Here is a 25,750-nt window from a genome sequence, read left to right as displayed (position 1 = left end):
TGATTCGCTTAATCAGTAAAAATATACGCTACCGTTAATCGATAGCGCATTATTTTTGGTTATTAGGCTTCTGCGAGCTCGCCAACGACCGAAAGCGTTAGCTTCTCGTCGACAACCGATACATTCACGGTACCGCCCTGCATCAACTCACCAAATAGGATCATATCGGCCAACGGACGCTTGATCTTCTCTTGAATTAAACGAGCCATCGGTCGCGCACCCATCAATGGGTCATAACCCTCTTTAGCCAGCCAATCGCGAGCTAAATCATCAACGTGCAAGTCGACTCGCTTAGCGTCTAGCTGTGCTTGCAGCTCAACCAAGAACTTATCGACAACGTTCAGCACAATACCCTGCTCTAGCGGCGCAAACTGAACAATGCCGTCAAGTCGGTTACGGAACTCAGGCGTAAAGGCGCGTTTAATCGCCTCTGAGCCGTCTGTAGAGTTATCCTGTACAGTAAAACCAACAGAGCGACGACTCATTTCTTGAGCGCCTGCGTTACTGGTCATGATTAAAATAACGCTTCTGAAATCGGTCTTACGGCCATTGTTGTCGGTAAGCGTTCCGTGATCCATAACCTGTAACAACAGGTTAAAGACGTCAGGATGTGCTTTTTCGATTTCATCCAACAGCAACACACAATGAGGATACTGATTAACACCATCGGTTAATAAACCACCCTGATCGAAACCAACATAACCTGGAGGCGCACCAATCAATCTTGAAGCCGCATGACGCTCCATATACTCCGACATATCGAAACGCAGTAGCTCAACGCCTAAAGACTCTGCCAACTGTTTTGTTACTTCCGTTTTACCGACGCCTGTTGGGCCCGTAAACAGGAATGAACCAATAGGCTTATCTGCCGACTTCAAGCCTGCTCGCGCTAGCTTGATCGCCGATGAGATATTTTCAATGGCTTCGTCTTGGCCAAATACCGTCATCTTCAGATTACGCTCTAGATTGGAGAGCAACTCTTTATCATCTTTATTGACTGTTTTGGCAGGCACTCGAGCAATCGCAGCGACAACTCGCTCAACATCAACAACACCGATCGATTTTTTACGACGGCTTTCAGATTTCAATTGCTCAGCCGCGCCCGCTTCATCAATAACGTCAATGGCTTTATCCGGCAAGTGACGATCGGTGATATAACGATCAGCAAGCTCGGCCGCAGCCTTAAGTGCTTTATCGGTATATTTCAACTGGTGATGATCTTCAAACTTGGTTTTTAAGCCGCGTAAAATCTTATAGGTTTCATCCACTGATGGTTCGTTGACATCGATTTTTTGGAAACGACGAGTCAGCGCTGAATCCTTTTCAAAAATACCTCGGAACTCTTGATAGGTCGTTGAACCAATGCAACGAAGCTCGCCAGAACTGAGCATTGGCTTCAATAGATTCGAGGCATCCATAACACCGCCAGAGGCAGCACCTGCGCCAATAATGGTGTGGATTTCATCAATAAACAGAATCGATTTTTCACGCTTTTTAAGATCCGCCAATAAGGCTTTTAAGCGTTTTTCAAAATCACCTCGATACTTGGTACCGGCTAGCAACGCACCTAAATCCAACGAGAAAACTTGCGCGCCAAGCATAATGTCCGGCACATCCTCATCGACAATACGCTTAGCCAAACCTTCTGCTATAGCTGTTTTACCGACTCCAGATTCACCAACCAGCAAGGGATTGTTTTTTCTGCGACGAGATAAAATCTGCACTACTCGATCGACTTCAAAATCACGCCCGACTAACGGATCAATACGCCCTTCGCGTGCCGATTCATTTAAATTGGTCGCAAAGTTTTCTAACGGGCTAGAGCCTGATGACTCTGCGCTAGTCTCTTCATGAGATTGCTCAGAACCAAAATCATCACCCTCGTGATCATCTGACTGAGCCTTAGAAATACCGTGGGCCATAAAATTAACCACATCGATACGAGAGATGCTTTGCTGCTTCAAGAAATAAACCGCTTGGCTTTCTTGCTCTGAGAAAATCGCAACCAGTACATTGGCACCACTGACTTCTTTTTTGCCTGAGGATTGAACATGGAATACAGCTCGCTGTAAAACTCGTTGAAAGCCTAACGTCGGCTGAGTTTCGCGATCTTCATCTTCAATTGGAATTAACGGCGTGGTGGAGTCGATGAACTCGATCAGATCCCGTCGCAACTGTGGGATATCTGCAGCACAGGCAGTCAAAACTTCTGCAGCAGCTTGATTATCCAGCAGGGCTAATAGCAGGTGCTCAACGGTCATAAACTCATGCCGCTTGGCCCGCGCCTCTTTAAATGCGCTATTGAGTGTTAACTCTAAATCTTTACTTAACATAGTACGCCCCTTCCTCAGTGACTAGTTGTCACCTATTTCCTCTACCTCGCACAATAGCGGGTGTTGGTTCTCTCTCGCAAAGCTATTTACAAGAGCTGCTTTGGTTTCGGCTATATCCTTAGTATAGATACCACAGATCCCTTTTCCCTTCGTATGGACATTTAGCATGACTTGCGTGGCTTTTTCACGATTCATGGTAAAAAAATGTTCCAACACATAGATAACAAACTCCATGGGGGTGAAGTCATCATTCATCAATACCACTTGGAACAAAGAAGGCCGTTTTAGTTCGGGCTCAGCGCTTTGTATTGAAACGCCTATAGTGTCATCTGTATCGGTACCCGAAGCCATTAACTGAGCTCCTCCTTGTAGAACTGTAGCGTAATTTGATGCATTAAAACGAATATTCACAATATTTTTGGCCATGTTTTGGATAGTTAAACTTATCTTTGCACAGTTAGTTTAATCAATCTGACGAAGAGTGCATAACGCCGACTGCATCATATAACTACCAGATTGGGGTTGACTTAGTATATTCAACGGTATTCCATACATTCGTGGCGAAGTTCGTGATCCAGATAGTTTTATATCACTCGCGCGCAGTCGTTGGTAGCGTTGTCGGAGCAATCCATAGCAACAAACCAACAGGGAAATCCAAAAACAAATAATAAAAAGTTATAAAGGGGTACACTATGCCAATAGGGAACGTAAAATGGTTCAACAACGTCAAAGGGTTTGGTTTTATTGTCAGCGATGATTATAAAGACGACCTGTTTGCACACTTCTCTTCTATTCAAATGGAAGGATATAAAACGTTGAAAGCTGGCCAAGCGGTAGAGTTTGAAACGGTTAAATCCGAACGAGGTATTCACGCTGTGAATATTCAGCCCATCGAAATGGAAGTCGACAACAAAGCCACAGAAAAAGCTAACGACTCCGTCACTGCTTAATTTTAAACAATTAACAGATTGACATAAAAAAGCCCGGCTATTGCCGGGCTCGTTATTTAAGCGACTCAAACAACGCTCGATTAACCAATCATCTCAATTAATCGGTTCAATTCTTTGCTTGGGCGCATTGCCTCAGAAACCAATTCCGTATTCGGCTTATAATAGCCACCAATGTCTACAGGCTTACCCTGAACAGAGTTCAGCTCCGCTACAATGTTAGCCTCTTCAGCCTTCATATTCTCAGCAACCGATTTAAAGATTGTAGCTAGATCGGAATTTTCTTGTTGATTTGCTAGTGCGTCAGCCCAGTAAAGCGCCAAGTAAAAATGACTGCCACGGTTATCAATTTCACCTACTTTTCGCGATGGGCTCTTATTCGTCTCTAAAAACTCAGCCGTTGCTTGGTCGAGTGTTTTTGCTAAAACCAATGCCTTGTCGTTATCAAAACGCTTAGCCAAGTGCTCTAAAGACGCCGCTAATGCAAGAAACTCACCTAGAGAGTCCCAACGCAAATGGTTCTCTTCGTTGAACTGCTGTACGTGCTTAGGCGCAGAACCGCCGGCTCCGGTTTCAAACAAGCCGCCACCATTCATCAACGGTACAATTGATAACATCTTGGCTGAGGTACCCAACTCTAAAATAGGGAATAAATCAGTAAGGTAATCACGCAATACGTTGCCGGTAACAGAAATGGTGTTCTTGCCCGCTTTCATGCGAGTTAGAGCGTGCGAAGTGGCATCGACTGGGCTCATAATTTGGATATCTAAGCCTTTGGTATCGTAGTTTGTTAGATACTCTTCTACCTTCTTGATCAGCTCACGATCATGAGCACGACCTTTATCGAGCCAGAATACCGTTGGCCAGCCTGTATCTTTTGCACGACTCACAGCAAGCTTAACCCAATCTTGAATCGGCGCATCCTTCACTTGGCACATACGGAAAATGTCACCGGCTTCGACCGCTTGTTCAAGCAGAACGTTACCGTCGCTGTCGATGACTTTAACTGTGCCACTGGCTGCAACTTCAAATGTTTTATCGTGCGAGCCGTATTCTTCAGCCTTTTGAGCCATAAGACCAACGTTAGGCACTGTGCCCATCGTAGTCGGGTCAAAAGCACCGTTCTTCTTACAGAATTCGATGGTTGTTTGATACACACCCGCGTAACAACGATCAGGAATAACCGCTTTCGTGTCGTGAGACTTGCCATCTGCTCCCCACATTTGACCCGAAGTACGAATCATTGCAGGCATAGATGCATCGATAATCACATCACTCGGCACGTGTAAATTGGTGATGCCTTTGTCGGAATTAACCATAGCCAGCTCAGGTGCTTGGCCATAAAGCGCGTCCATATCCTGCTGAATCGCTTTTTGTACATCTTCTGGCAGTTGCGACATTTTCGAGTACAGATCACCAATACCATTGTTAACATCTAAGCCAATAGCTTCGAATTCAGCACTGTATTTAGTAAGTACATCTTTATAGAAAACACTCACCGCGTGGCCAAAGATAATTGGATCACTGACCTTCATCATCGTCGCTTTTAAATGCAGCGAGAACAGCACACCCTGCTCTTTGGCTTCTTTAATTTGCTCTTCAATAAATCGCTTCAATGCCGCCACATTCATGACCGAAGTATCGATAATCTCACCTGCCAACAGCGGCGCAAAGCCTTTTAACAGGTCGACTTCACCAGTAGCACGATGTAATTCGATCTTAAATTCAGTCGCATCTTTTAGCGTGACTGATTTTTCACTATCGTAAAAATCACCAGAGCTCATGCTGGAAACGTGAGATTTCGAGTCTGCACTCCATTTACCCATGCTGTGTGGGTTTTTTTGTGCATATTGCTTAACTGAACCTGGCGCACGGCGATCTGAGTTACCTTCACGTAACACTGGGTTTACCGCACTGCCTTTAATTCGATCATAGCGAGCTTTAATGCTGGCTTCTTCGTCGTTAGATGGCTCTTCAGGGTAATTTGGTAAATCGTAGCCCTGCTTTTGCAACTCATCGATAGTTGCCAACAGCTGAGGGACGGACGCTGAGATATTCGGAAGTTTAATAATATTGGCGTCTGGCTTGGTCGCCAGCTCGCCTAACTCGGCCAAGGCATCAGGAATACGCTGGTGCTCTTTTAAATATTCTGGAAAGTTCGCAATCACCCGACCTGCTAATGAGATATCGCGTGTCTCTACACTGATATCAGCGGCACTGGTAAAGGCTTGAATAATGGGTAATAACGAGTATGTCGCCAGTGCTGGGGCTTCGTCCGTTTCGGTATAAATTATTGTTGCTTTATTATCAGTCATATTTATTCCTAATATTTAAAGAAAGATACAGACCATTTTTTAATCTAGCTGTAAATGCGATTGCGAATAACAAATAAGGCTAATCAGTTGAACAAACTAATGTAATCAAACTTTAGCCTGAATATACTTTGATAAAACTCTATTCGCACGAGCTCAACCTATCATGTTTCGGTACATCCTATTTAACAAACCCTTCCGAGTATTAACCCAGTTCACTGATGATACCGGTAAAGCCACATTGGCTGATTATATCAAAATTCCGGACATCTACGGCGCTGGACGCTTAGATTATGACTCCGAGGGGCTGTTACTTTTAACAAATAATGGACCATTCATCCACCACTTAATGAATCCAAAATTTAAAGTGCCAAAGACCTATATGGTTCAGGTTGAAGGCATTCCGTCGGCTGAGAGCCTATCTCAGCTAAGGCTTGGAGTGGAACTAAAAGATGGTATGACAAGACCCTGCGAAGCTGAATTAGTGGCTCAACCTGAGTGGCTTTGGCCAAGAACGCCGCCTATTCGGGAGCGCAAAGAGATACCAACGAGTTGGCTTAAAATTACCATAACAGAAGGGAAAAACCGCCAGGTTCGGCGAATGACAGCGGCTATTAATCACCCAACACTGCGCTTGGTGCGTTATGCCATCGGGGATTTAACGTTGGATCAACTAGCCAGCGGCGAGAGTAAAGAGCTGTCGGAACAGCAGCTGTATCAGGCATTGGGGATAAAAAGAATGACAAACCAGCACAGCCGCCATGCTAAAACGGCTGCGCCAGTGAAGGCAGCGACTAAACGATCGGATTCACATCCGCATCGTAATCAACGTCGTCGAAACCAAAACCGAACAGGCGGTAAAATTCGTTCTGGTAACCGCTAAAGTCGGTTAACTCGTCCAAATTATCGCTGTTTACCTTGGCCCAGATGTCTGCAACTTTGCTCTGCACGGAGTCTTTCAATTCATTGTCTTCCATGCGGATACGGCCAGTACTGTCTAGATTAAGCGCGCCATCGGCGTAAATTTCTTTATAGAACAGACCAAAGATCTGCTCGATGCAGCCTTCATGTGTGCCCTCTTCTTTCATCACTTTGTACAGTGCCGAAATATATAGTGGCATAACAGGAATGGCGCTGCTCGACTGAGTCACTAAAGCCTTCAATACAGAAACATAACCTTTACCGCCAAGTGAGCCTTCTAGTTTGGCTGAAATAGCCTTTGCAGCACGATCCAAATCTTCTTTTGCCTTACCGATAGTGGCACCGCCATAAATAGGCCAGGTCAAATCTTTACCGATGTACGTGTAGGCAGTGGTCTTAACACCTTCAGCTAAGACATCCGCCTCAGCAAGAGCGTCCATCCACATTTCCCAATCTTCTCCACCCATAACTTTCACAGTGTTAAAGATTTCGTCATCATTTGCTGGCTCTAGCGTGATATCAGAAACTTCTCGAGTATCGGTATTAAGGTTCTTACGCGTAACTTCTTCACCAATTGGCTTCAGCGTTGAAGAGTAAATATCACCGGTATTTGGGTCTTTACGACGCGGCGCTCCAAGGCTGTAAACAACAAGGTCAACCTTGCCCATGTTTTGTTTAATCTTGGCGATGGCATCTTGCTTGGCTTCATTAGAAAACGCATCGACATTAAGAGATTCTGCATACAGGCCTTTTTCTGCAGCAGCCTTTTCGAAGGCGACCGTGTTATACCAGCCTGCGGATGCTGTACGGCGTTCTGTCGGCTCTTTTTCAAACATCACGCCTAGGGTATTAGCATTAAAACCAAACGCAGAAGTAATGCGAGAGGCAAGTCCGTAACCATTTGAACAACCAATCACCAATACATTTTTTGGCCCATCAACGTCTGTTTTATGACTGGCAACATAGTCGATCTGTTCTTGAACGTTTTTTGCACAACCGACTGGATGAGCTGTTGTACAAATAAAACCTCGAATTTTGGGCTTGATGACCATATAAGGTATTCCTTCTAAATTGGGTACAATAGACAACGAATTAGGATTCTACTCGTTAAAAACGAAACTTAGGTCGTTATAGTAATCGACCCTTGCGATGACTTCGATTTTAACGTGCGAATAAGAGTTGTGAATTTAATAACTAATTAGCGTGTCACACCACTGTCACGCTAATGTCGCCACGACTGGTTACAGGGTATAATACTGCCTTCACTACCAACTGTGTTCATAAACATCTGCCGCTGGCAGCTTTAATTCACCTTGAACTCGCCTTGAGTGAACCCATTGTATATTTCAAGTTTTATCGGAGCCACCCATGAACTCTCTTTCCTCAACTAAAGTCATTGTCGGTATGTCTGGCGGTGTCGATTCTTCTGTGACTGCAGCTTTATTACTTGAAGCTGGCTATCAGGTCGAAGGCCTGTTCATGAAGAACTGGGATGAGGACGATGGCACCGAATACTGCACCGCGATAGAAGATTTAAAAGATGCTCAAGCTGTCGCTGATAAGCTGGGTATAAAATTACATACCGCAAACTTTGCCGCCGAATATTGGGACGATGTGTTCGAGCACTTCCTTGCAGAATACAAAGCTGGACGCACGCCGAACCCTGATATCCTTTGTAACCGAGAAATTAAATTCAAAGCCTTTTTGGATTACGCCCTTGCTCTAGGCGCCGATAAAATCGCCACTGGACACTACGCACGAACAACCGAAGTCAACGGTCAAGCAGTTTTGTTACGAGGCTTAGACAACAACAAAGACCAAAGTTATTTCCTGCATGCTGTTGGTCATGAACAGTTTGCCAAAACACTCTTTCCAATTGGCGATATGGAAAAACCCGTTGTACGTCAAGTCGCCGAAAAATATCAGCTGGCTACAGCTAAAAAGAAAGACAGCACCGGCATTTGCTTTATTGGCGAGCGCCGCTTTGCTGACTTCTTAAAACAGTACATCCCTGCACAACCGGGCGATATTGTCACGGAGCAAGGCGATGTTATCGGTCAGCATCAAGGCCTTATGTATTACACCATTGGTCAGCGTCAAGGCTTGGGTATTGGTGGTACAAAATACGGTGAAGCGCCATGGTTTGTCGCCGATAAAGACTTAACTAAAAACCATCTTGTCGTGGTTCAAGGTACCGATCACCCTTCGCTATTTACCCATGCGTTATCGATGTCTAATGTCTACTGGGTGGACGATAAAGGCCCAGAACTACCGATAAAAGTTAGCTGTAAACATCGCTATCGCCAGCCTGATCAAAGCTGCACCCTGTCACTTAATGAGCAAGGCAAACTGCAGGCCGATTTTGATCAGCCACAACGCGCAATTACCCCTGGGCAGTCGGCGGTCTTTTATCTAGATGACATCTGCCTAGGTGGCGGTGTTATAGAAGAAACTTGGAAGTAAACTCAATATGGAATCTGATCTTTCTCGCCAAACGCTGGCTCTGGCCGGCGTATTTCAAGCCGCAACTCTGGTCGATAACTTGGCCAAGTCTGGTTCTATTGAGCCTAAACAGTTAGAAAACACCGTTGCCAGTATTCTTAACTTATCGCCTAGTTCCTATGACGACGTCTTCCAAGGTCGTGAAAACCTAGTGATAGGGTTCAACGCTTTAAACAAAGCGATGTCAAAAAACAGCCGAGATATCAATCGGGAAGTTCTGCAGTACGCCATGGGCATTATTGCCGCGCAAAGCAAACTGGCCGAACGCCCAGATCTAATGGAAGTGCTATCTAACGCCTTAGATCGAACCGTTGATCAGCAACGTTATTTTGATAGCTATACCCATGAGGCTGTAGTGGCCTCTACCGCTCAGTGTTATGAAAAAACACTCAGCCAGTTAAGTTTTCGTATTCGCGTCGTCGGCAACCCAGGGCATTTAAAAAATCCGCAAGTCGCCGAAAAAATACGTACCATCCTGCTGTTTGGCATTCGCTGTGCCATGCTTTGGCGTCAGGCAAATGGCCATCGCTGGCATTTCTTGACTCGTCGATCAAAAATAAAAGCTCAGTCTGAGCAGCTGGTTAAAATGGTCTAATCGGATCATTTAGGTATAATGCGCGTCGTTTTCTTTCCTCGATCGCAAGAAATAGGCTTACTTTTATGGAACTTTCCGCCCTTACCGCCATATCCCCTGTTGACGGCCGATACGGCAATAAAACATCGGCCCTTAGAGAATACTTCAGTGAATTCGGCTTGATTCGTTACCGCGTAGAAGTTGAAGTTCGCTGGTTACAACAGCTTTCTAATATCACCGATATTGCCGAATGCCCTGCCTTTTCAGCCAGCACTCATGACTTCCTCGACAACTTGATTGCTCAATTCTCTCCTGCTGATGCACAAGAAATTAAGCAAATCGAAGCAACGACCAATCACGATGTTAAAGCGGTTGAATATTTTCTAAAGAATAAATTTAAAGGCAATGAAGAACTTGAAGCTGTACTTGAGTTTGTTCATTTTGCTTGCACCTCAGAAGACATTAACAACCTGTCTCACGCGCTCATGCTTAGCAACGGTATCCGCAATGTCATTCTACCGACATTAAAAGAAACCTTTGTTGCCATTCAAACGGTTGCTCACGACCTTGCTGATGTACCAATGCTGGCCAGAACGCATGGACAAACAGCCTCACCAACAACCGTTGGTAAAGAATTCGCCAACGTCGCCTATCGCTTGCAGCGTCAAATTAAGCAGATCGAAAATATTGAATACCTAGGCAAAATCAATGGTGCTGTCGGTAACTACAATGCTCATCTTTCTGCCTACAGCGATATCGACTGGCAAAAAAATGCAGAGCAATTTGTCACCTCTTTAGGGCTCACGTGGAACCCTTACACCACTCAAATTGAGCCGCACGACTACATTGCTGAGTTGTTTAATGCGATCAGTCGCTTCAACGTTATTTTGATCGATTTCGACCGTGATGTTTGGGGTTATATTTCTCAAGGCTACTTCAAGCAAAAAACCATTGCAGGAGAAGTTGGTAGCTCAACGATGCCGCATAAGGTCAACCCTATCGACTTTGAAAACTCAGAAGGCAACCTAGGTATTGCTAACGCAATGCTGGCTCACCTTGCTGAGAAATTACCAATTTCTCGTTGGCAGCGCGACCTAACAGACTCAACTGTGTTGCGCACTATGGGCGTTGGCTTAGCGCACAGTTTGATCGCTTATCAAGCCAGCCTAAAAGGCATCAGCAAACTTGAAGTTAATGAACAGAGATTGGCTGATGACCTAAACAACGCATGGGAAGTCATGGCAGAACCGATTCAAACGGTAATGCGCCGTTACGCGATTGAAGAGCCCTATGAAAAGCTTAAAGCCTTCACTCGAGGCCGTGCCATTACCGAACAGATGATGGTTGAGTTTGTAAACCAGTTGCAGCTACCGTCAGAGGCCAAAGAAGCATTATTGGCAATGACTCCGGCGCTCTATACCGGTAATGCGGCGACTCAGGCAAAAAACATCTAAGCTTTTAGACTTATGAATGCTTAAATGACTTAAATAAAGGGGCTGTTTACAGCCCCTTAGTCTTTCAGATTGACCTTCCTGTAACCCTAGAGTACCTCTCATGCCTTCAGCGACGCTAAAACACATCAACCCACAAGAATTTCTAGCTGACTACTGGCAACAAAAGCCATTACTGGTTAGAGAGTCATTTTCATCAGAAGAGCTGATTAGCCAAGAAGAATTAATGGCACTGGCATGTGAACCCGAAGCTGAATCTAGGCTCATTTCTAATTCGGCAGATCAGCCTAATGACTGGCAAGTGCAGCACGGCCCATTCACCGAAAAAGACTATCAATCGTTACCTGATAGCCACTGGACATTGCTAGTACAAGCGGTGGATCACTGGATAGAAGCTGTAAACGATAGTTTCTCTGCCTTTCAGTTTTTACCGCGCTGGCGCATGGACGACATGATGATTTCCTTTGCTGTTGAAGGCGGCGGTGTCGGTCCACATTACGATCAATATGACGTCTTCCTAATTCAGCTATCAGGCAAGCGTCATTGGAAGGTTGGACAGCATTGTAATGAAAATAGCGAGCTGCTCGAAGATTTACCCGTTAAGGTACTGCAAGAATTTGAGCAACAAGAAAGCTGGATCACCGAGCCTGGCGACCTGCTTTATATTCCGCCTGGGGTTGCTCACTGGAGTGAATCTATCGGTGATAGCCTGACGCTTTCAGTGGGCTTTAGAGCCCCCTCTGACAGTGAATTCATCACCGAGTTTGGCTATTTTTTAAGTGATCAATTGTCGGAATTCCAACGTTATCAAGACCCAAAACTGTCACAGCGAAATGCACATCCTCATGCATTACTCAGTGAGGACATTCAGCGATTAAAGGCCATTATTGAACGCAACTCCAGTGATGAGCAGCTAGCGCAGTGGTTAGGCCAATACATGACTCAACCCAAATACAATGAGGCAGAGCCATTTGACGATCTAGACTTTGAGTCCTTTATGGCTCAATGGCATCAGCAGCCGTTATACAAGAACCCGACTAGCCGCTTTGCCTATTATGGCTCTGCCCTATTTGCAGACGGCCATCGATTCGACAGCCAGCTTGAGGCCCAAGACCTTGAAGTCATTTGCTCAACCGCTGTATTTGAAAGCGACAATAGATCACCGTTCGATCAAATCGAGAGTCACACCTTGCTGTTCCAACTATTCATCTACGGCGTGTTGTTTTTCGATCAGGATTAACCAGAAACCGATTAAAGACAAAATTGACGAGCACAAAAAAGCCCATCTAGCATTGCTGATGGGCCATCTACAATCCAGTTAGATTTTAACTAGCTAGCCAAATACTAGGCAGCTACTAATCAGTAAATTACGAATACGATTAGTACGCCATTCTAAAGCCGACATGGAAAGTCGAATCAATCTCGACATTATTGCGCGCATTGTAGTTACCACGAACATCGTAATAACCAACAAAGATCCGAGCCTGAGGCAGCACCTGATAGGTTACTCGTGCCAATAATTCATGCACATAGTTAAGCTCACCAAAACTTAGAATGCTCGGTGCAACATAGGCATCGCCCTCAATACCTAAGCCATTTAAGACATAAGGCTGATAGCGAATAAAACCGCCAACGCCAGTCGCTAAAGCAAAGTCATCCACTTCTGAAGAGATTAGAATTGCCTTAAAACCAACACCGCCAATGAGGTCCTGATTAGCCATCGAAGCATCGACCGCATTAAAGCCAGCGGTTAATCCCCAGCTGGAATTCGCTTCGTTGTACAGATAGCCGGTAGTAAAGTGAGCCCCGGTACCAACCAAAACAGCATCGTGCTCGATACGGATAGAATCATCCGCTAAAGAAAAATCAATAGCGCCGCCCGCATTGGCCACAATAGAAGAGGCAAGAATAACTCCAGATACAATGACCTTTTTCAACAGCATTTATCTTTCTCCAAGATACTTAAACTTTGTAATAAAGCCTTACTTAAACCACTTATGCAAGAGGCTAAAAGTAAGGCTTTGCGGATAGTCTCATTTTTGTATCACGCCGATAAGGGCATGATGCAATTTGAGGATCGTTTTTTAATGAATTTTACAATGACAGTTTAAGACATCATTTCTAGCAAGAGTTTATTCAAACGTGAAACGAAGCTCGCTGAATCCTTTAAGCTAGAGCCTTCGGCAAGACGAGACTGCTCCAGTAGGATATTGGCCAGATCATTAAAGCGATCGTCATTGGATTCTTGCTCCAAACGCTGAACCAATGGGTGTTCTGGGTTTAGCTCCAATGTCGGTTTTGTTTCCGGCACCTGCTGCCCAGCGGCTTCCATGATTCGGCGCATTTGAGCACCCATGTCATCATCGCCAACCACAATACAGGCTGGAGACTCAACCAGACGATGCGTCATGCGAACATCGGCAACCTCTTCAGCAAACAGAGTCTTCATTTTACCAATCAGGTCTTTGTGCTCATCATTGGCTTTTTCTTGCGCTTGCTTTTCTTCTTCTGACTCAATATCACCTAAGTCTAAGCCGCCACGCGCGACATCAACAAATGACTTACCATCGAATTCTTGTAGGTAACTCATTAACCATTCGTCGATGCGATCAGATAACAACAACACTTCGATACCCTTCTTGCGGAAGACTTCTAAATGCGGGCTGTTCTTAGCGGTTTGATGGCTGTCAGCACAAACATAATAAATTTTGTCCTGACCTTCTTTCATGCGCTCAATGTAATCAACCAGGGCAACATCTTGTTTTGCCTCACCACTGTGACTGGTTGCAAAGCGCAATAAACCTGCGACCTTTTCTTTGTTGGCCATGTCTTCTGCCGGGCCTTCTTTAAGCACCTGACCAAACTCTTGCCAAAACTCTTGATACTCTTCTGGTTTTTTCTTCGCCAGTTTTTCCAACATATCAAGAACACGCTTTACTAACGCAGACTTAATACTTTCGATGGTTGAATCGTTTTGTAGAATTTCGCGACTGACGTTTAGAGGCAAATCATTGGAATCGACAATACCCTTCACAAAGCGCAAGTACATAGGCAGAAACTGTTCAACGTCGTCCATGATAAAGACGCGATTAACGTATAACTTAAGGCCACGCACACGCTCACGATTCCATAAGTCGTAAGGTGCTTTTTTAGGAATATACAACAAGCTGGTGTAGTCCAACTTGCCTTCAACTTTGTTATGACTCCAAGTCAATGCATCGCCGTAATCGTGAGAAATATGGCGGTATAGCTCTTGGTATTCTTCATCCTTAACATCGCTACGAGAACGTGTCCACAACGCCTTAGCGCTGTTTACGTTTTCCCATGTTGGCTCTTGGGGTTTGGCTTCTTCTTCACCTTCTTCTGGTGCTGCAAATTTTTCTTCAAGCATTTGCACGGGTACAGAAATGTGATCAGAGTATTTTTTAACCAGACTTTTTAAACGCCAATCATCGGCAAATTCACTTTCTTCAGCTTTTAGGTGCAGCACGATTTTAGTGCCGCGCTGAGGCAAGATGGCGTCGTCGATTGTGAACTCACCTTCGCCTTCGCTGTGCCAATGCACGCCTTCTTCTGCGGCATGCCCTGCTTTTCGGGTATAAACATCAACAGCTTTGGCAACAATAAAGGATGAATAAAAACCAACACCAAACTGACCAATCAGCTGGCTATCTTTGCGTTCATCGCCGGTCAAATTTTTCAAGAAGTCAGCCGTACCAGAACGTGCAATGGTGCCTAGGTTTTGAACAACCTCATCGCGTGTCATACCAATACCGGTGTCTTCGATTGCAATGGTATTGGCCTCTTTATCGACGCTGATGCGGATTCTTAAATCGCTGTTCTCAGCCATAAGGCTGTCATCTTTCAATGATTGAAAACGCAACTTATCACAAGCGTCAGAAGCATTTGATACCAACTCTCGCATGAAAATTTCTTTATTCGAATACAAGGAGTGGATCATCAGATGTAATAGTTGCTTTACTTCCGTTTGAAAGCTCATCGATTGTTGAGTGTTTTCAGACATATTCCCTCTTCCAGTGTTGTTATGCCAAGTGAGTAAGTTTGACGCTAGAATGGGGATTATTAACTCTAATTCAAGGGTATAACCTTAGGAAGACACCTTACTGCCATATTAAAAGTACATTATCCTTAAAAACCTGAGCTCTTAAGTAATTGCTCTTTTAGAGATGTGCTTTTAGATAACTGAAATACGCCCTATTACATTTGCCTTGTCGTTCTGGAGATATTGCATGAAAAGCTACCTAATGGCGCCTGAGAAGACCCCCAAGCGAGAAATCATCAGCTGGGCGCTATATGATTTCGCCAATAGCAGCTATACCACCGTAGTCATCACCTTTGTCTATTCTGCTTTTTTCATGTCTTACATCATTCCGCCAGAGCTTGCTCATTTAAAGAACTCTCTTTGGGCCGCGACGATAAGCCTCTCGACTCTTATTAGTATTTTTGCAGCTCCTTATATTGGCGCGCTGTGTGATATCACCGGCCGTAAAAAACAGTATTTAGGTGTTTGTACACTCACATCGGTTATCAGTACAGCGCTGCTCTATTTTGTTGGACCGAATGATTTGGCATTGGGGATGTTTTTATTGGTCATCAGTAATACAGCCTGGATGCTATCGGAGTCGTTCAATGCCAGTTTTTTAACCGACATCAGTAATGAGAAAAACATTGGCTCCGTCTCTGGCTTTGGTTGGGGCATTGGCTACATTGGCGGTTTATTGAGCTTGATTTTGGTCTTCATGATTATTACCGCCTCGGCAGAAAATAATATCCAGCAGTACATCCACCAAAATCAGTTAGCGATGCTAATGATTGCCCTCTTCTATGGTATTGCTGCATTGCCGTTGTTTTTTGTCGTTAAACAAACGCCACCCACACCATTAACAAAAGAAGGTAACAAGATCTCATCATCGCAATTGTTACTCCTAGCCTGGCAACAGATTCGGCAATTAAAAAGCTTGAGCCGAGATAAACCGAGTATGTTTCAGTTCTTTTTAGCTTTCTTGGTTTATACCGCTGGCGTCGCTGTGGTTGTAAAGTTTATGGGGATTTATGCTACGGAAGAAATTGGTATCAGTGGTGCCGAATTAATTATTGTCGGCGCAACGTTACAAGTCAGCTCTATGATTGGCGCCATATTATTTGGCTTGCTGGATGATAAAGTCGGCTCTAAGGCCGCGATTCTTTATTCGATTGCCTTATGGGTGCTAGGTGTTTGTGCAATTTACTTTTTAGCCTCTCTCAGTTATTGGACAAACATTTCGATGTCTCAGCTATTTATTGTTATTTGCTTTATCGCAGGCTCTGCCTTAGGTGCAACCCAATCATCTAGCCGAGCCATTGTTGGACGATTTGCCAGTGGTCAGGATTCTGCCTTTATCTTCGGCTTGTGGGGCACCTTTTCTAGGCTAGCGATTATCTTAGCGATGCTGTTTGGGCCTTTAAGCGATCTTGTCGGTCGGCAAAATAGTCTACTGCTAATTTTGGTTTATTTTCTAATAGGAGCCTTTCTGTTAATTAAAGTGCCTGTAAATAAAGCGTTAAATAGCCATTAAACTGACAAAATTCAATTGAAATAAGTAACAATGGCTGCAATATAGAAATTCAGACCATGCATTAAGGCTAGTACGTGAATATACATTTTAAACACCTCTATAATCGGCCACTGTGGCAACGCTTTTTAATATTTGCAGTCTCTGTATTCTTAATGATCAGCCTATTCTGGATCGGTATGGTTTTCATTATTAGTTTCGCAGTGATTGCATTTACCTTAGCTATCGTTAATAAAATCAAGATGAAAATCACTGGCCGGCCATTATTCTCTGGCCCAAAGCACTTCCATCGTTATCAATCTCAGTTTCGTCAAAACGATGTTATTGAGGGTGAAGTAGTTAATAGAGACGATAGCAAAGACTGATTGCTTGCTTACTTGCTAAATAAATAAATAAATAAAAAGAAAAAAAGTAAGTAAAAAAAATAGCCATAAAAAAAGCGACCTCAGTGGTCGCTTTTTTATGCGAAGAAACTTTCTGCTCAAATTACCAGCCGGTAATCTCTTTTAAAGCGCTACCGATATCTGCTAACGAACGAACCGTTTTAACGCCAGCGTCATTCAGTGCTGCAAATTTCTCATCTGCTGTGCCCTTGCCGCCAGAAATGATAGCACCGGCATGCCCCATGCGTTTACCCGGCGGCGCTGTTACGCCAGCAATGTAAGAAACAACCGGTTTGGTAACATTGGCTTTAATAAAGGCTGCTGCCTCTTCTTCTGCTGTGCCACCAATTTCACCGATCATTACAATCGCTTCCGTTGCTGGGTCTTGCTCAAATAACTGCAAAATATCAATAAAGTTAGAGCCAGGTATCGGATCGCCACCGATACCAACACAGGTTGATTGACCAAAGCCATGATCGGTCGTCTGCTTAACAGCCTCGTAAGTCAGCGTACCTGAACGAGAAACAATCCCGACCTTTCCTGGTCGATGAATGTGTCCAGGCATAATACCGATCTTGCATTCATCTGGTGTAATAACCCCTGGACAGTTAGGACCAATCATACGAACGCCTTTACGGTCGACGTACTCTTTGGCGACTAACATATCTAAGGTTGGGATACCTTCGGTGATGCAAACGATCAGTTCAATACCGCTGTCTGCAGCCTCGATAATGGCATCCTTACAGAAAGGAGCCGGAACATAAATAACCGTTGCTTGTGCCCCAGTAGCCTGTACTGCTTCACGTACGGTATTAAAAACTGGCAACCCTAGATGTTGAGTGCCACCTTTTCCTGGGGAAACACCGCCAACCATTTGCGTTCCATAATCAATCGCCTGCTCACTATGAAAAGTACCTTGAGCTCCGGTAAAACCTTGGCATATAACTTTGGTATTTTTATTAATTAAAATGCTCATTGTGCACCTCCTGCCGCTGCAACAGCCTGTTTTGCGCCGTCAGCTAAAGAGGATGCCGCAATAATATTTAACCCACTTTGAGCTAATTTTTTAGAGCCTAACTCAGCGTTATTGCCTTCTAAACGAACAATAACAGGCACCTTGACCCCGACTTCTTCTACCGCACCGATGACGCCTTCGGCGATCATGTCGCACCGAACAATGCCGCCAAAAATATTAACGAATACAGCTTTGACATTGTCATCTGATAAAATAATTTTAAAAGCTTCAGCAACGCGTTCTTTTGTTGCGCCGCCGCCAACGTCTAAAAAGTTAGCCGGTGAGCCACCATGTAAGTTAACAATGTCCATGGTCCCCATTGCGAGACCAGCACCGTTCACCATGCAGCCGATGTTGCCATCTAGTGCTACATAATTAAGCTCCCACTCTGCCGCTTCAGCTTCTCGCGCATCTTCTTGGCTAGGGTCATGCATGGCTTGTAAATCTTTATGGCGATACAGCGCATTGCTGTCGATGCTTACTTTAGAGTCTAAGCAATGCAAGTCACCATCGGTTGTCGTTACTAATGGATTGATTTCAATTAAGGCTAAATCTTTTTCGATAAACAACTTGGCAAGACCAAGAAATATATTAGTGAACTGCCTAATTTGAGTGCCAGAAAGTCCTAGCTTAAATGCGAGTTCACGCCCTTGATAAGCCTGAGGTCCAGCCAATGGATCGATCTCTGTTTTTACGATTTTTTCAGGGGTTTGTTCAGCGACTTTTTCGATTTCAACGCCGCCCTCTGTAGAAGCCATGAAAACGATTCGGCGACTAGAGCGGTCAACAACGGCACCTAAGTAGTACTCCTTTTCAATGGAGCAACAAGCCTCTACTAAAATTTTACTGACCGGTTGGCCTTTGGCGTCTGTTTGAAAAGTAACGAGATTTTTACCCAGCCATTGCGCTGCAAAGTCTTTAGCTTCTTCTGCCGACTGAACCAATTTAACTCCGCCTGCTTTTCCTCGGCCGCCTGCATGGACTTGTGTTTTTACAATCCATTTATCGCCAGAAATTCTAGAAATAGCATCGCTTACCTCTTCCGGGGTGTCACATGCGTAACCCTCAGAAACCGGTAAACCGTATTGTTTGAAAAGTTGTTTTCCTTGATATTCGTGAAGGTTCATATTTTCACTGCCTTCTTTTAGTTGTTATTAGGTCACTAGTTATTATTAGATAGTTTTTAAACTGTACGTTTAAAAATGAGTTTGCGTATTAATTCACTTTTGTCCAGTTAAAAAAAGAGCGAAGTGATTAGCTTCGCTCTCATGTTAATCATAATCAGGATTAACGTTTTTTCCTATTCACTTTATGAATAGCGATATTATCAACAGCCAATGCCGCCTCATGTACCGCTTCCGATAAAGTTGGGTGAGCAAAACAAGTTAATTGCAAATCTTCTGCGCTAGAAGCAAATTCTAGAGCAATCACACCTTGGGCAATCATTTCTGAAGCACCCAAACCAAAGATATGCATACCTAATACACGGTCAGTTTTTGCATCAGCAAGGATCTTAACTTGACCTGTTGTATCGTTAGCAGCCATTGCTCGGCCAATTGCAGCAAATGGGAATGCGCCAGCCTTGTAGTCAACGCCTTCTGCTTTTAGCTGCTCTTCTGTTTTACCAACCCATGCAATTTCAGGGTGAGTATAAATAACGCTAGGAATTGCGTCATAGTTCATCTTAGCGTTATGGCCAGCGATGATTTCGGCAACCATAATACCTTCTTCAGAACCTTTGTGAGCCAACATAGGACCACGAACGACGTCGCCAATGGCATAAACACCAGGCACAGTCGTACGGCATTGATCATCAACAAAAATGAAACCACGCTCATCTAACTTAACACCACTGTCATCAGACAAGCAGCCTTCCGTGTATGGGCGACGACCTACCGCAACAACAAGCTTGTCGAATATTTCAGTCTTTTCACCTTCCGAATCTTGGAAAGTCACTTCAACTTGCTTACCTTTGATTGTAGAACCAGTAACACGTGCGCCAAGACGAATTTCAAAGCCAGGCTTGTTAAAGTGCTTATAAACATCTTTAGAAATAGCGCCGTCTGCTGCTGCAAGGAATGAATCCATCGCTTCTAAAACAACAACATCAGAGCCTAAACGAGCCCAAACAGAACCAAGCTCAAGACCAATTACACCAGCACCGATAACACCTAAACGCTTAGGTACTTCACTGAACTCAAGTGCACCGGTAGAGTCAACAATAATGTCGCCGTCGGTTGGTGTTGGTGGGATTTCTACAGGAATAGAACCCATAGCCAGAATCACGTTTTCTGCCTGAATGGTTTCTACAGTGCCGTCGTGCTTAGCAACTTCGACAACTTTGTTCGCCTTAAGTGAGCCTTTGCCTTCAAAGCTAGTAACACCGTTACCCTTTAATAGACCTGCAACACCACCGGTTAGTTGATCAACAATGCCGTCTTTACGAGCCAGCATTTTTGCAACATCCATTTTAGGTGATTTAACAGAAATACCGTGAACATCGAACTCATGAAGTGTTTGAGCGTATTTTTCTGACGACTCTAAAAGAGCTTTAGATGGGATACAACCAACGTTTAAACAGGTACCGCCCCAAGTGGTCTTACCGTCTTCTTTAACCCACTTTTCAACAATCGCTGTTTTTTTACCAAGTTGAGCTGCTTTAATTGCAGCTACGTATCCTGCTGGTCCGGAACCAACTACTACCACTTCAAACTGATGTGCCATGGCAACATATACCTTTATGTTAATTACATGTTAAAGGGGCTGCAGCCCCTAATCGAAAGCATGAAAACTTATTTTAAATTACAGTTCTAACAAAATTCTTGCAGGGTCTTCAAGCATATCTTTAATTGCGACTAAAAATTGAACAGCTTCTTTGCCGTCAATTAATCGATGGTCATAGGACAACGCAAGATACATCATTGGTAAGACCTTCACCTCACCGTTCACAGCCATGGGTCTTTCCTGAATTTTATGCATACCCAGAATAGCTGTTTGAGGTGGGTTTAGAATTGGAGTCGACATTAAAGAGCCGAACACACCGCCATTAGAGATGGTGAATGTTCCGCCTTGCATTTCCTCAATGCCTAACTGACCTTGCTGAGCTCGCTCACCAAAATCACGGATGGCACTTTCAACACCGGCTAAACTCATAAGATCCGTATCACGAAGGATAGGAACAACCAAACCTCTATTGCTCGAAACCGCAACACCTATATCATAATACCCATGATACACCACATCGTCACCATCTAGTGAGGCATTTACTTCTGGATGACGTCTTAAAGCCTCTGTTGCCGCCTTAACAAAAAACGACATGAAGCCAAGGCGAGTGCCATTATGAGCTTTCTCGAATTGATCTTTATACTTTTTGCGCAGCTCCATCACAGGCTGCATATTCACCTCGTTAAAGGTTGTTAGCATTGCGGTGTTGTTCTTAGCATCCAGCAATCGTTCCGCGATGCGTTTACGCAGCCGAGTCATTGGCACACGTTTTTCTGAACGAGCACCTGATTGCGCTGGAGCATCTGTGCTTGAGCCACTCATTGGCGGCATCATGCCCGGCATTGAATGCTCTGCAGGTGCAGATGTTTCTGATTTGGTCTCAGTTTTTGCAACCGGCGCAGAGCTACTTTCTTGAGTTTTGCTGAGCACATCCTCTTTCGTAATTCGGCCGCCTTTACCCGTGCCGACTATTTGCTCAGCAGAGAGATTATGTTCGTCGGCCAATTTGCGAGCTGCAGGACTCATTGGTGTGTCTGCACTGCCAGCAATCGGCGAGCTAACCGAGGCGCCTTCAGACGTAGAAGGTTGCTCAGACTCAGATATGTCACCTTCGACAAAATGGCCGATCACCTCTTGGCTTTCAACAACATCACCTTCGTTTTTAATGATATCGCTAATCTTGCCATCCGCCGGTGCAACAATTTCTAAGACCACCTTGTCGGTTTCGATATCAACAAGAAGCTCGTCACGAGAAACCGCTTCTCCTGGCTGCTTATGCCAAACAGAGATAGTGCCGTCAGCGACGGATTCTGGGAATTGAGGTGCTTTAATTTCTATTGCCATAGTAAGTCCTTAAGTGCTCCGCCTTATCGATTACTGAATATTCAGTATTGCGTCGTTGAGGAATTTTTCGAGTTGTTCTAAATGCAGCGACATATAACCAGCAGCCGGTGATGCAGAAGCCTCTCGTCCAGCGTAACGTAAATAGAGATTCGGGTTGATACGGTTAACAACGTATCGGACATGATGTTGACTGGAGTACCATGCTCCCTGATTCATTGGCTCTTCTTGACACCAAATAACATCGTCGATTTTTTTGTAACGTGACATCACTTCAAACAAACGATCCTCAGGGAATGGATACAGCTGTTCGACACGAATCACGGCAACGTTATCAACGCCTTCTTTTTGAATTTTATCTTTTAAATCGTAGTAAACCTTGCCTGAGCAAACCACCACTCGGGTCACCTTGTTTTCATCGGCACTAGGGTCATCTAAAACCGTTTGGAAACGACCGTCAGCTAACTCTTCTAAGGTTGAAACCGCATCTTTGTGACGCAATAAGCTCTTAGGCGACATCACCACAAGCGGCTTACGCAAGTTGCGCACAATTTGACGTCTTAACATATGATAAACCTGCGCTGGCGTGGTTGGCATACAGACCTGAATATTATATTCGGCACAGAGCTGTAAATAACGCTCTAAACGAGCTGATGAATGTTCTGGTCCCTGCCCTTCATAGCCATGCGGTAACAACATCGTAAGGCCACATAGGCGGCCCCACTTACCTTCACCCGATGTAATAAACTGATCAATAACGACCTGAGCGCCGTTGGCAAAATCACCAAATTGAGCCTCCCAGATAACCAACGCATTAGGCATTGTTGTGGCGTAACCATACTCAAAAGCCAATACCGCTTCTTCTGATAAGAACGAGTCATAAATTTCAAAGCTTGCCTGATCTTCGGAGATGTTCGCTAGCGGCACAAAACTACTGCCATCGTTTTGGTTATGCCAAACGGCATGACGATGCACAAAGGTGCCACGACCAACATCCTGACCAGTAATACGTACCGGTAAACCCTGATCAATAATCGTTGCATAGGCGAGTGTTTCGGCAAAACCCCAATTGATCGGCAATGCACCTTTGGCCATTTTGCCTCGATCTTCCATGATTTTATTAACCTGCCGCTGCAGCGGGAAACTTTCTTGTGGCGTGTTAATAATATGCGCTAATTCTTGTAAGCGCTTAAGGTCGAAGCTAGTGTCAAAGTCATCATTTACTGGCTGGTTAAGGTACGGCTTCCAGTCAACAAATAACGAGCTGTTCGGTTCTTTTACCAGCGCATTAGCAACATGTTCACCACTGGCTAATGATTCACGATATTTATCAACCAGCTGTTTAATCTCGTCTTGTGAGACAACACCGCTCTGCTTTAATTTTTCTGAATACAGCTCAAATGTTGTTTTGTGCTTACGAATAGATTTGTACATCAGCGGCTGAGTCATCGCTGGTTCATCTGCTTCGTTATGGCCACGGCGACGGTAACAAACTAAATCGATAACAACATCGCGCTTAAACTGTTGTCGATAATCGACAGCCAGCTGTGTTGCAAAAACGACCGCTTCTGGGTCATCACCATTCACATGGAAAATAGGCGCTTGTACCATCTTAGCAACGTCGGTTGGGTGCTCAGTTGAACGCGCATCGTCTTGCTTTGATGTGGTAAAACCAACTTGGTTGTTAATGATAATATGAATCGTACCACCCGTGCCGTAACCGCGAGTTTGCGACATCTGCAAGGTTTCCATAACGACGCCTTGCCCAGCAAAGGCGGCATCACCATGAATATTGACAGGTATAACGAGACTACCATCGCTGTCTTTACGTCGATCTTGGCGAGCCCGAACAGACCCTTCAACCACTGGCGCTGCAATTTCTAAATGCGATGGATTAAAAGCCAATGCTAGGTGAATTTCGCCACCGGAAGTCATGACATTAGACGAAAAGCCTTGATGGTATTTCACATCGCCTGAGCCTTCCGTTAAGAAAGATTTACCTTCAAATTCATCGAATAGATCGGCAGGATTTTTACCCAAAATATTGACCAGCATATTAAGTCGGCCACGGTGAGCCATGCCAATAACAACTTCTTTAGCACCATAAGAGCCACTGCGTTGAATCAGCTCATCCATTAACGGAATAAGAGCTTCACCACCTTCAAGACCAAATCGCTTTGTTCCTGGATACTTAGAGCCTAAATATTTTTCAATACCTTCACCGGCACAAAGACGCTCTAAAATATGCTTGCGCGCATCGACCGAAAACTCAGGATTAGAGCGCACAGACTCCATTCTCAATTCAATCCAGCGGCGCTCGGATGTGTTAACAATATGGGTAAATTCAGCCCCTACCGAACCACAGTAGGTTTGCTCCATAGCACCAATAATGTCTTTAAGTGGCGCTTCCTGACGGCCAATATAAAGGTTGGCGCATTGGTAGATAGTTTCCATATCCGCCATGCTTAGACCATGATATTTAGGGTCCAAGTCAGGAACAGAAGATTGCTTTTTAAGGCCTAAGGGATCGAGATCGGAGCGCTGATGGCCACGCAAGCGGTACGCTGTAGCAAGCTGATGCACACGAACCTGCTTACGTTCATGCTCGGTAACTAGGCTTGGAGCCAAGGTGTCGGTTGCTAATTTGGGAGACTTACCCATTAACAGGTAATGATCGCGCACTGGCTTATGAGGAGTATCGGTAGTGACTTCTTCGCTAACGCTGGGCAGCTTATCAAAAATAGTTCGCCACTGCTCTGGAACCGAATTCGGATCTTGCAGATAAGCTTCGTACATTTCATCTAAATAAGTTTGGTTACCGCCTGATAAATGGGATGATAACCACTGCTCTTCCATTGAAGCATTTCGCATTATATAACCTTACTATCTATTCGCTACACCACGACCGTCATTCATTGCAATACACGTACTTGCTCACTTAAAACATCCAAAACGCCATTTTTAAATGGCGCTATTTAGTAGCATAGATCGTATATGGCCAATCGCACGAGTTGGATTTAAACCTTTTGGACATACACTGACACAATTCATAATGCCTCGACAGCGGAAAACGCTAAATGGGTCATCTAATCGAGATAATCGTTCCTCAGTTGCATCGTCTCGGCTATCAGCCAAGAAACGATACGCTTGCAATAAACCGGATGGTCCAATGAACTTATCTGGATTCCACCAGAATGATGGACAGGCAGTAGAACAACAAGCGCACAAGATGCATTCATAAAGGCCATCTAATTTTGCACGATCCTCTGGGGATTGTAACCGCTCAATCGCCGGCGCAGGAGTATTATTAATTAAAAATGGCTCAACTTTTTCATACTGTTTATAAAAAGTTGTCATATCGATAACAAGATCACGAATAACGGGCAAGCCTGGCAATGGGCGCAGCACTAATTTGGCTTTAGAACCAATAACATCAGACAACGATGTAATACAGGCCAATCCGTTAGTGCCGTTGATATTCATGCCATCAGAACCACAAACACCTTCTCGACAAGAGCGCCGATAAGAGAGCGTCGGATCCTGTTCTTTTAATAAGTTCAAAACATCCAAGATCATTAGATCTTTGCCGGTTGGAATCTCTACTTCGTAATCCTGCATATAAGGTCGGGAATCGACATCAGGATTATAACGATAAACACTGACTTTCATGCTCA

The 25,750-nt window shown here is 44.5% G+C and carries 20 protein-coding genes; 8 read left to right on the top strand and 12 right to left on the bottom strand.

Annotation, left to right across the window (positions count from 1 at the left end):
- Window positions 1–62 precede the first annotated feature (62 nt).
- Both clpA and clpS read right to left on the bottom strand, forming a co-directional pair.
- Window positions 63–2,333, bottom strand: coding sequence for an ATP-dependent Clp protease ATP-binding subunit ClpA (gene clpA, locus FME95_RS02480; protein WP_147712842.1), 2,271 nt, complete (start codon window positions 2,331–2,333; stop codon window positions 63–65).
- Between the two features lie 21 nt (window positions 2,334–2,354).
- Complete coding sequence (gene clpS, locus FME95_RS02475) at window positions 2,355–2,684, bottom strand: ATP-dependent Clp protease adapter ClpS (RefSeq protein WP_147714332.1); 330 nt, start codon at window positions 2,682–2,684, stop codon at window positions 2,355–2,357.
- A 341-nt stretch (window positions 2,685–3,025) separates the two neighbouring features.
- Here clpS and cspD point away from each other — a divergent pair, with 341 nt between their 5' ends.
- On the top strand, window positions 3,026–3,283 hold the full coding sequence (gene cspD, locus FME95_RS02470) for a cold shock domain-containing protein CspD (protein ID WP_147712841.1): 258 nt from the start codon (window positions 3,026–3,028) through the stop codon (window positions 3,281–3,283).
- A gap of 80 nt (window positions 3,284–3,363) precedes the next feature.
- On the opposite strand, the gene FME95_RS02465 is transcribed toward cspD, so the two are convergent.
- Window positions 3,364–5,595, bottom strand: a complete 2,232-nt coding sequence (locus FME95_RS02465) for an NADP-dependent isocitrate dehydrogenase (RefSeq protein WP_147712840.1) — start codon at window positions 5,593–5,595, stop codon at window positions 3,364–3,366.
- 163 nt (window positions 5,596–5,758) lie between these two features.
- Between FME95_RS02465 and FME95_RS02460 the strand changes: the two genes are divergently transcribed.
- Entirely contained in the window at window positions 5,759–6,475 is a 717-nt protein-coding gene (locus FME95_RS02460; protein WP_147712839.1) for a pseudouridine synthase, read from the top strand.
- On the opposite strand, the gene fabV is transcribed toward FME95_RS02460, so the two are convergent.
- Entirely contained in the window at window positions 6,387–7,565 is a 1,179-nt protein-coding gene (fabV, locus tag FME95_RS02455; protein WP_147712838.1) for an enoyl-ACP reductase FabV, read from the bottom strand. The genes FME95_RS02460 and fabV overlap by 89 nt on opposite strands.
- A 316-nt stretch (window positions 7,566–7,881) precedes the next feature.
- Here fabV and mnmA point away from each other — a divergent pair, with 316 nt between their 5' ends.
- From mnmA to FME95_RS02435, 4 genes are all read left to right on the top strand, one after another.
- Entirely contained in the window at window positions 7,882–8,976 is a 1,095-nt protein-coding gene (mnmA, locus tag FME95_RS02450) for a tRNA 2-thiouridine(34) synthase MnmA (protein ID WP_147712837.1), read from the top strand.
- Window positions 8,977–8,983: 7 nt separating this feature from the next.
- The gene (hflD, locus tag FME95_RS02445; RefSeq protein ID WP_147712836.1) at window positions 8,984–9,610 is read left to right on the top strand and encodes a high frequency lysogenization protein HflD; all 627 of its coding nucleotides are present in this window, start codon (window positions 8,984–8,986) and stop codon (window positions 9,608–9,610) included.
- A 65-nt stretch (window positions 9,611–9,675) separates the two neighbouring features.
- Entirely contained in the window at window positions 9,676–11,043 is a 1,368-nt protein-coding gene (purB, locus tag FME95_RS02440) for an adenylosuccinate lyase (protein ID WP_147712835.1), read from the top strand.
- Window positions 11,044–11,143: 100 nt separating this feature from the next.
- Entirely contained in the window at window positions 11,144–12,280 is a 1,137-nt protein-coding gene (locus tag FME95_RS02435) for a cupin domain-containing protein (RefSeq protein ID WP_147712834.1), read from the top strand.
- A gap of 139 nt (window positions 12,281–12,419) precedes the next feature.
- On the opposite strand, the gene FME95_RS02430 is transcribed toward FME95_RS02435, so the two are convergent.
- Together FME95_RS02430 and htpG are read right to left on the bottom strand one after the other, a co-directional pair.
- Entirely contained in the window at window positions 12,420–12,983 is a 564-nt protein-coding gene (locus FME95_RS02430) for a YfaZ family outer membrane protein (RefSeq protein WP_147712832.1), read from the bottom strand.
- Between the two features lie 164 nt (window positions 12,984–13,147).
- Entirely contained in the window at window positions 13,148–15,064 is a 1,917-nt protein-coding gene (gene htpG, locus FME95_RS02425) for a molecular chaperone HtpG (protein ID WP_147712830.1), read from the bottom strand.
- A 226-nt stretch (window positions 15,065–15,290) separates the two neighbouring features.
- On the opposite strand from htpG, the gene FME95_RS02420 reads away from it, so the two are divergent.
- On the top strand, window positions 15,291–16,616 hold the full coding sequence (locus FME95_RS02420) for an MFS transporter (protein ID WP_147712828.1): 1,326 nt from the start codon (window positions 15,291–15,293) through the stop codon (window positions 16,614–16,616).
- A gap of 74 nt (window positions 16,617–16,690) precedes the next feature.
- Window positions 16,691–16,978 carry a hypothetical protein gene (locus tag FME95_RS02415; protein ID WP_147712826.1) on the top strand — a complete coding sequence of 96 codons (288 nt, stop codon included), beginning with the start codon at window positions 16,691–16,693 and terminating at the stop codon, window positions 16,976–16,978.
- Between the two features lie 121 nt (window positions 16,979–17,099).
- On the opposite strand, the gene sucD is transcribed toward FME95_RS02415, so the two are convergent.
- From sucD to FME95_RS02385, 6 genes are all read right to left on the bottom strand, one after another.
- Entirely contained in the window at window positions 17,100–17,972 is an 873-nt protein-coding gene (gene sucD / locus FME95_RS02410; protein ID WP_147712824.1) for a succinate--CoA ligase subunit alpha, read from the bottom strand.
- On the bottom strand, window positions 17,969–19,138 hold the full coding sequence (gene sucC, locus FME95_RS02405) for an ADP-forming succinate--CoA ligase subunit beta (RefSeq protein ID WP_147712822.1): 1,170 nt from the start codon (window positions 19,136–19,138) through the stop codon (window positions 17,969–17,971). The genes sucD and sucC overlap by 4 nt, the downstream gene beginning before the upstream one ends.
- Window positions 19,139–19,298: 160 nt before the next feature.
- Entirely contained in the window at window positions 19,299–20,735 is a 1,437-nt protein-coding gene (gene lpdA / locus FME95_RS02400) for a dihydrolipoyl dehydrogenase (protein WP_147712820.1), read from the bottom strand.
- Between the two features lie 78 nt (window positions 20,736–20,813).
- A complete protein-coding gene (odhB, locus tag FME95_RS02395; RefSeq protein WP_147712818.1) occupies window positions 20,814–22,079 on the bottom strand; it encodes a 2-oxoglutarate dehydrogenase complex dihydrolipoyllysine-residue succinyltransferase in 1,266 nt (421 codons plus the stop codon).
- Between the two features lie 30 nt (window positions 22,080–22,109).
- Window positions 22,110–24,947 (bottom strand): 2-oxoglutarate dehydrogenase E1 component, encoded by a 2,838-nt coding sequence (locus FME95_RS02390; RefSeq protein WP_147712816.1) that lies wholly within the window; start codon window positions 24,945–24,947, stop codon window positions 22,110–22,112.
- Between the two features lie 90 nt (window positions 24,948–25,037).
- A complete protein-coding gene (locus FME95_RS02385; protein ID WP_147712814.1) occupies window positions 25,038–25,745 on the bottom strand; it encodes a succinate dehydrogenase iron-sulfur subunit in 708 nt (235 codons plus the stop codon).
- Window positions 25,746–25,750: the final 5 nt, after the last annotated feature.

Origin of the sequence: Reinekea thalattae, assembly GCF_008041945.1 — a bacterium.
Lineage (GTDB): Bacteria > Pseudomonadota > Gammaproteobacteria > Pseudomonadales > Natronospirillaceae > Reinekea > Reinekea thalattae.
This window is presented reverse-complemented; position numbering and strand designations above follow the sequence as displayed.

Excerpts from the sequence above, each read along its gene's own strand:
- odhB (WP_147712818.1), bottom strand. The coding sequence starts at position 22,079 with ATGGCAATAGAAATTAAAGCACCTCAATTCCCAGAATCCGTCGCTGAC.
- FME95_RS02460 (WP_147712839.1), top strand. The coding sequence starts at position 5,759 with ATGTTTCGGTACATCCTATTTAACAAACCCTTCCGAGTATTAACCCAG.
- purB (WP_147712835.1), top strand. The coding sequence starts at position 9,676 with ATGGAACTTTCCGCCCTTACCGCCATATCCCCTGTTGACGGCCGATAC.
- sucD (WP_147712824.1), bottom strand. The coding sequence starts at position 17,972 with ATGAGCATTTTAATTAATAAAAATACCAAAGTTATATGCCAAGGTTTT.
- sucC (WP_147712822.1), bottom strand. The coding sequence starts at position 19,138 with ATGAACCTTCACGAATATCAAGGAAAACAACTTTTCAAACAATACGGT.
- FME95_RS02390 (WP_147712816.1), bottom strand. The coding sequence starts at position 24,947 with ATGCGAAATGCTTCAATGGAAGAGCAGTGGTTATCATCCCATTTATCA.
- hflD (WP_147712836.1), top strand. The coding sequence starts at position 8,984 with ATGGAATCTGATCTTTCTCGCCAAACGCTGGCTCTGGCCGGCGTATTT.
- fabV (WP_147712838.1), bottom strand. The coding sequence starts at position 7,565 with ATGGTCATCAAGCCCAAAATTCGAGGTTTTATTTGTACAACAGCTCAT.
- cspD (WP_147712841.1), top strand. The coding sequence starts at position 3,026 with ATGCCAATAGGGAACGTAAAATGGTTCAACAACGTCAAAGGGTTTGGT.
- htpG (WP_147712830.1), bottom strand. The coding sequence starts at position 15,064 with ATGTCTGAAAACACTCAACAATCGATGAGCTTTCAAACGGAAGTAAAG.
- FME95_RS02435 (WP_147712834.1), top strand. The coding sequence starts at position 11,144 with ATGCCTTCAGCGACGCTAAAACACATCAACCCACAAGAATTTCTAGCT.
- FME95_RS02465 (WP_147712840.1), bottom strand. The coding sequence starts at position 5,595 with ATGACTGATAATAAAGCAACAATAATTTATACCGAAACGGACGAAGCC.
- lpdA (WP_147712820.1), bottom strand. The coding sequence starts at position 20,735 with ATGGCACATCAGTTTGAAGTGGTAGTAGTTGGTTCCGGACCAGCAGGA.
- clpA (WP_147712842.1), bottom strand. The coding sequence starts at position 2,333 with ATGTTAAGTAAAGATTTAGAGTTAACACTCAATAGCGCATTTAAAGAG.
- FME95_RS02430 (WP_147712832.1), bottom strand. The coding sequence starts at position 12,983 with ATGCTGTTGAAAAAGGTCATTGTATCTGGAGTTATTCTTGCCTCTTCT.
- clpS (WP_147714332.1), bottom strand. The coding sequence starts at position 2,684 with ATGGCTTCGGGTACCGATACAGATGACACTATAGGCGTTTCAATACAA.
- FME95_RS02385 (WP_147712814.1), bottom strand. The coding sequence starts at position 25,745 with ATGAAAGTCAGTGTTTATCGTTATAATCCTGATGTCGATTCCCGACCT.
- mnmA (WP_147712837.1), top strand. The coding sequence starts at position 7,882 with ATGAACTCTCTTTCCTCAACTAAAGTCATTGTCGGTATGTCTGGCGGT.
- FME95_RS02420 (WP_147712828.1), top strand. The coding sequence starts at position 15,291 with ATGAAAAGCTACCTAATGGCGCCTGAGAAGACCCCCAAGCGAGAAATC.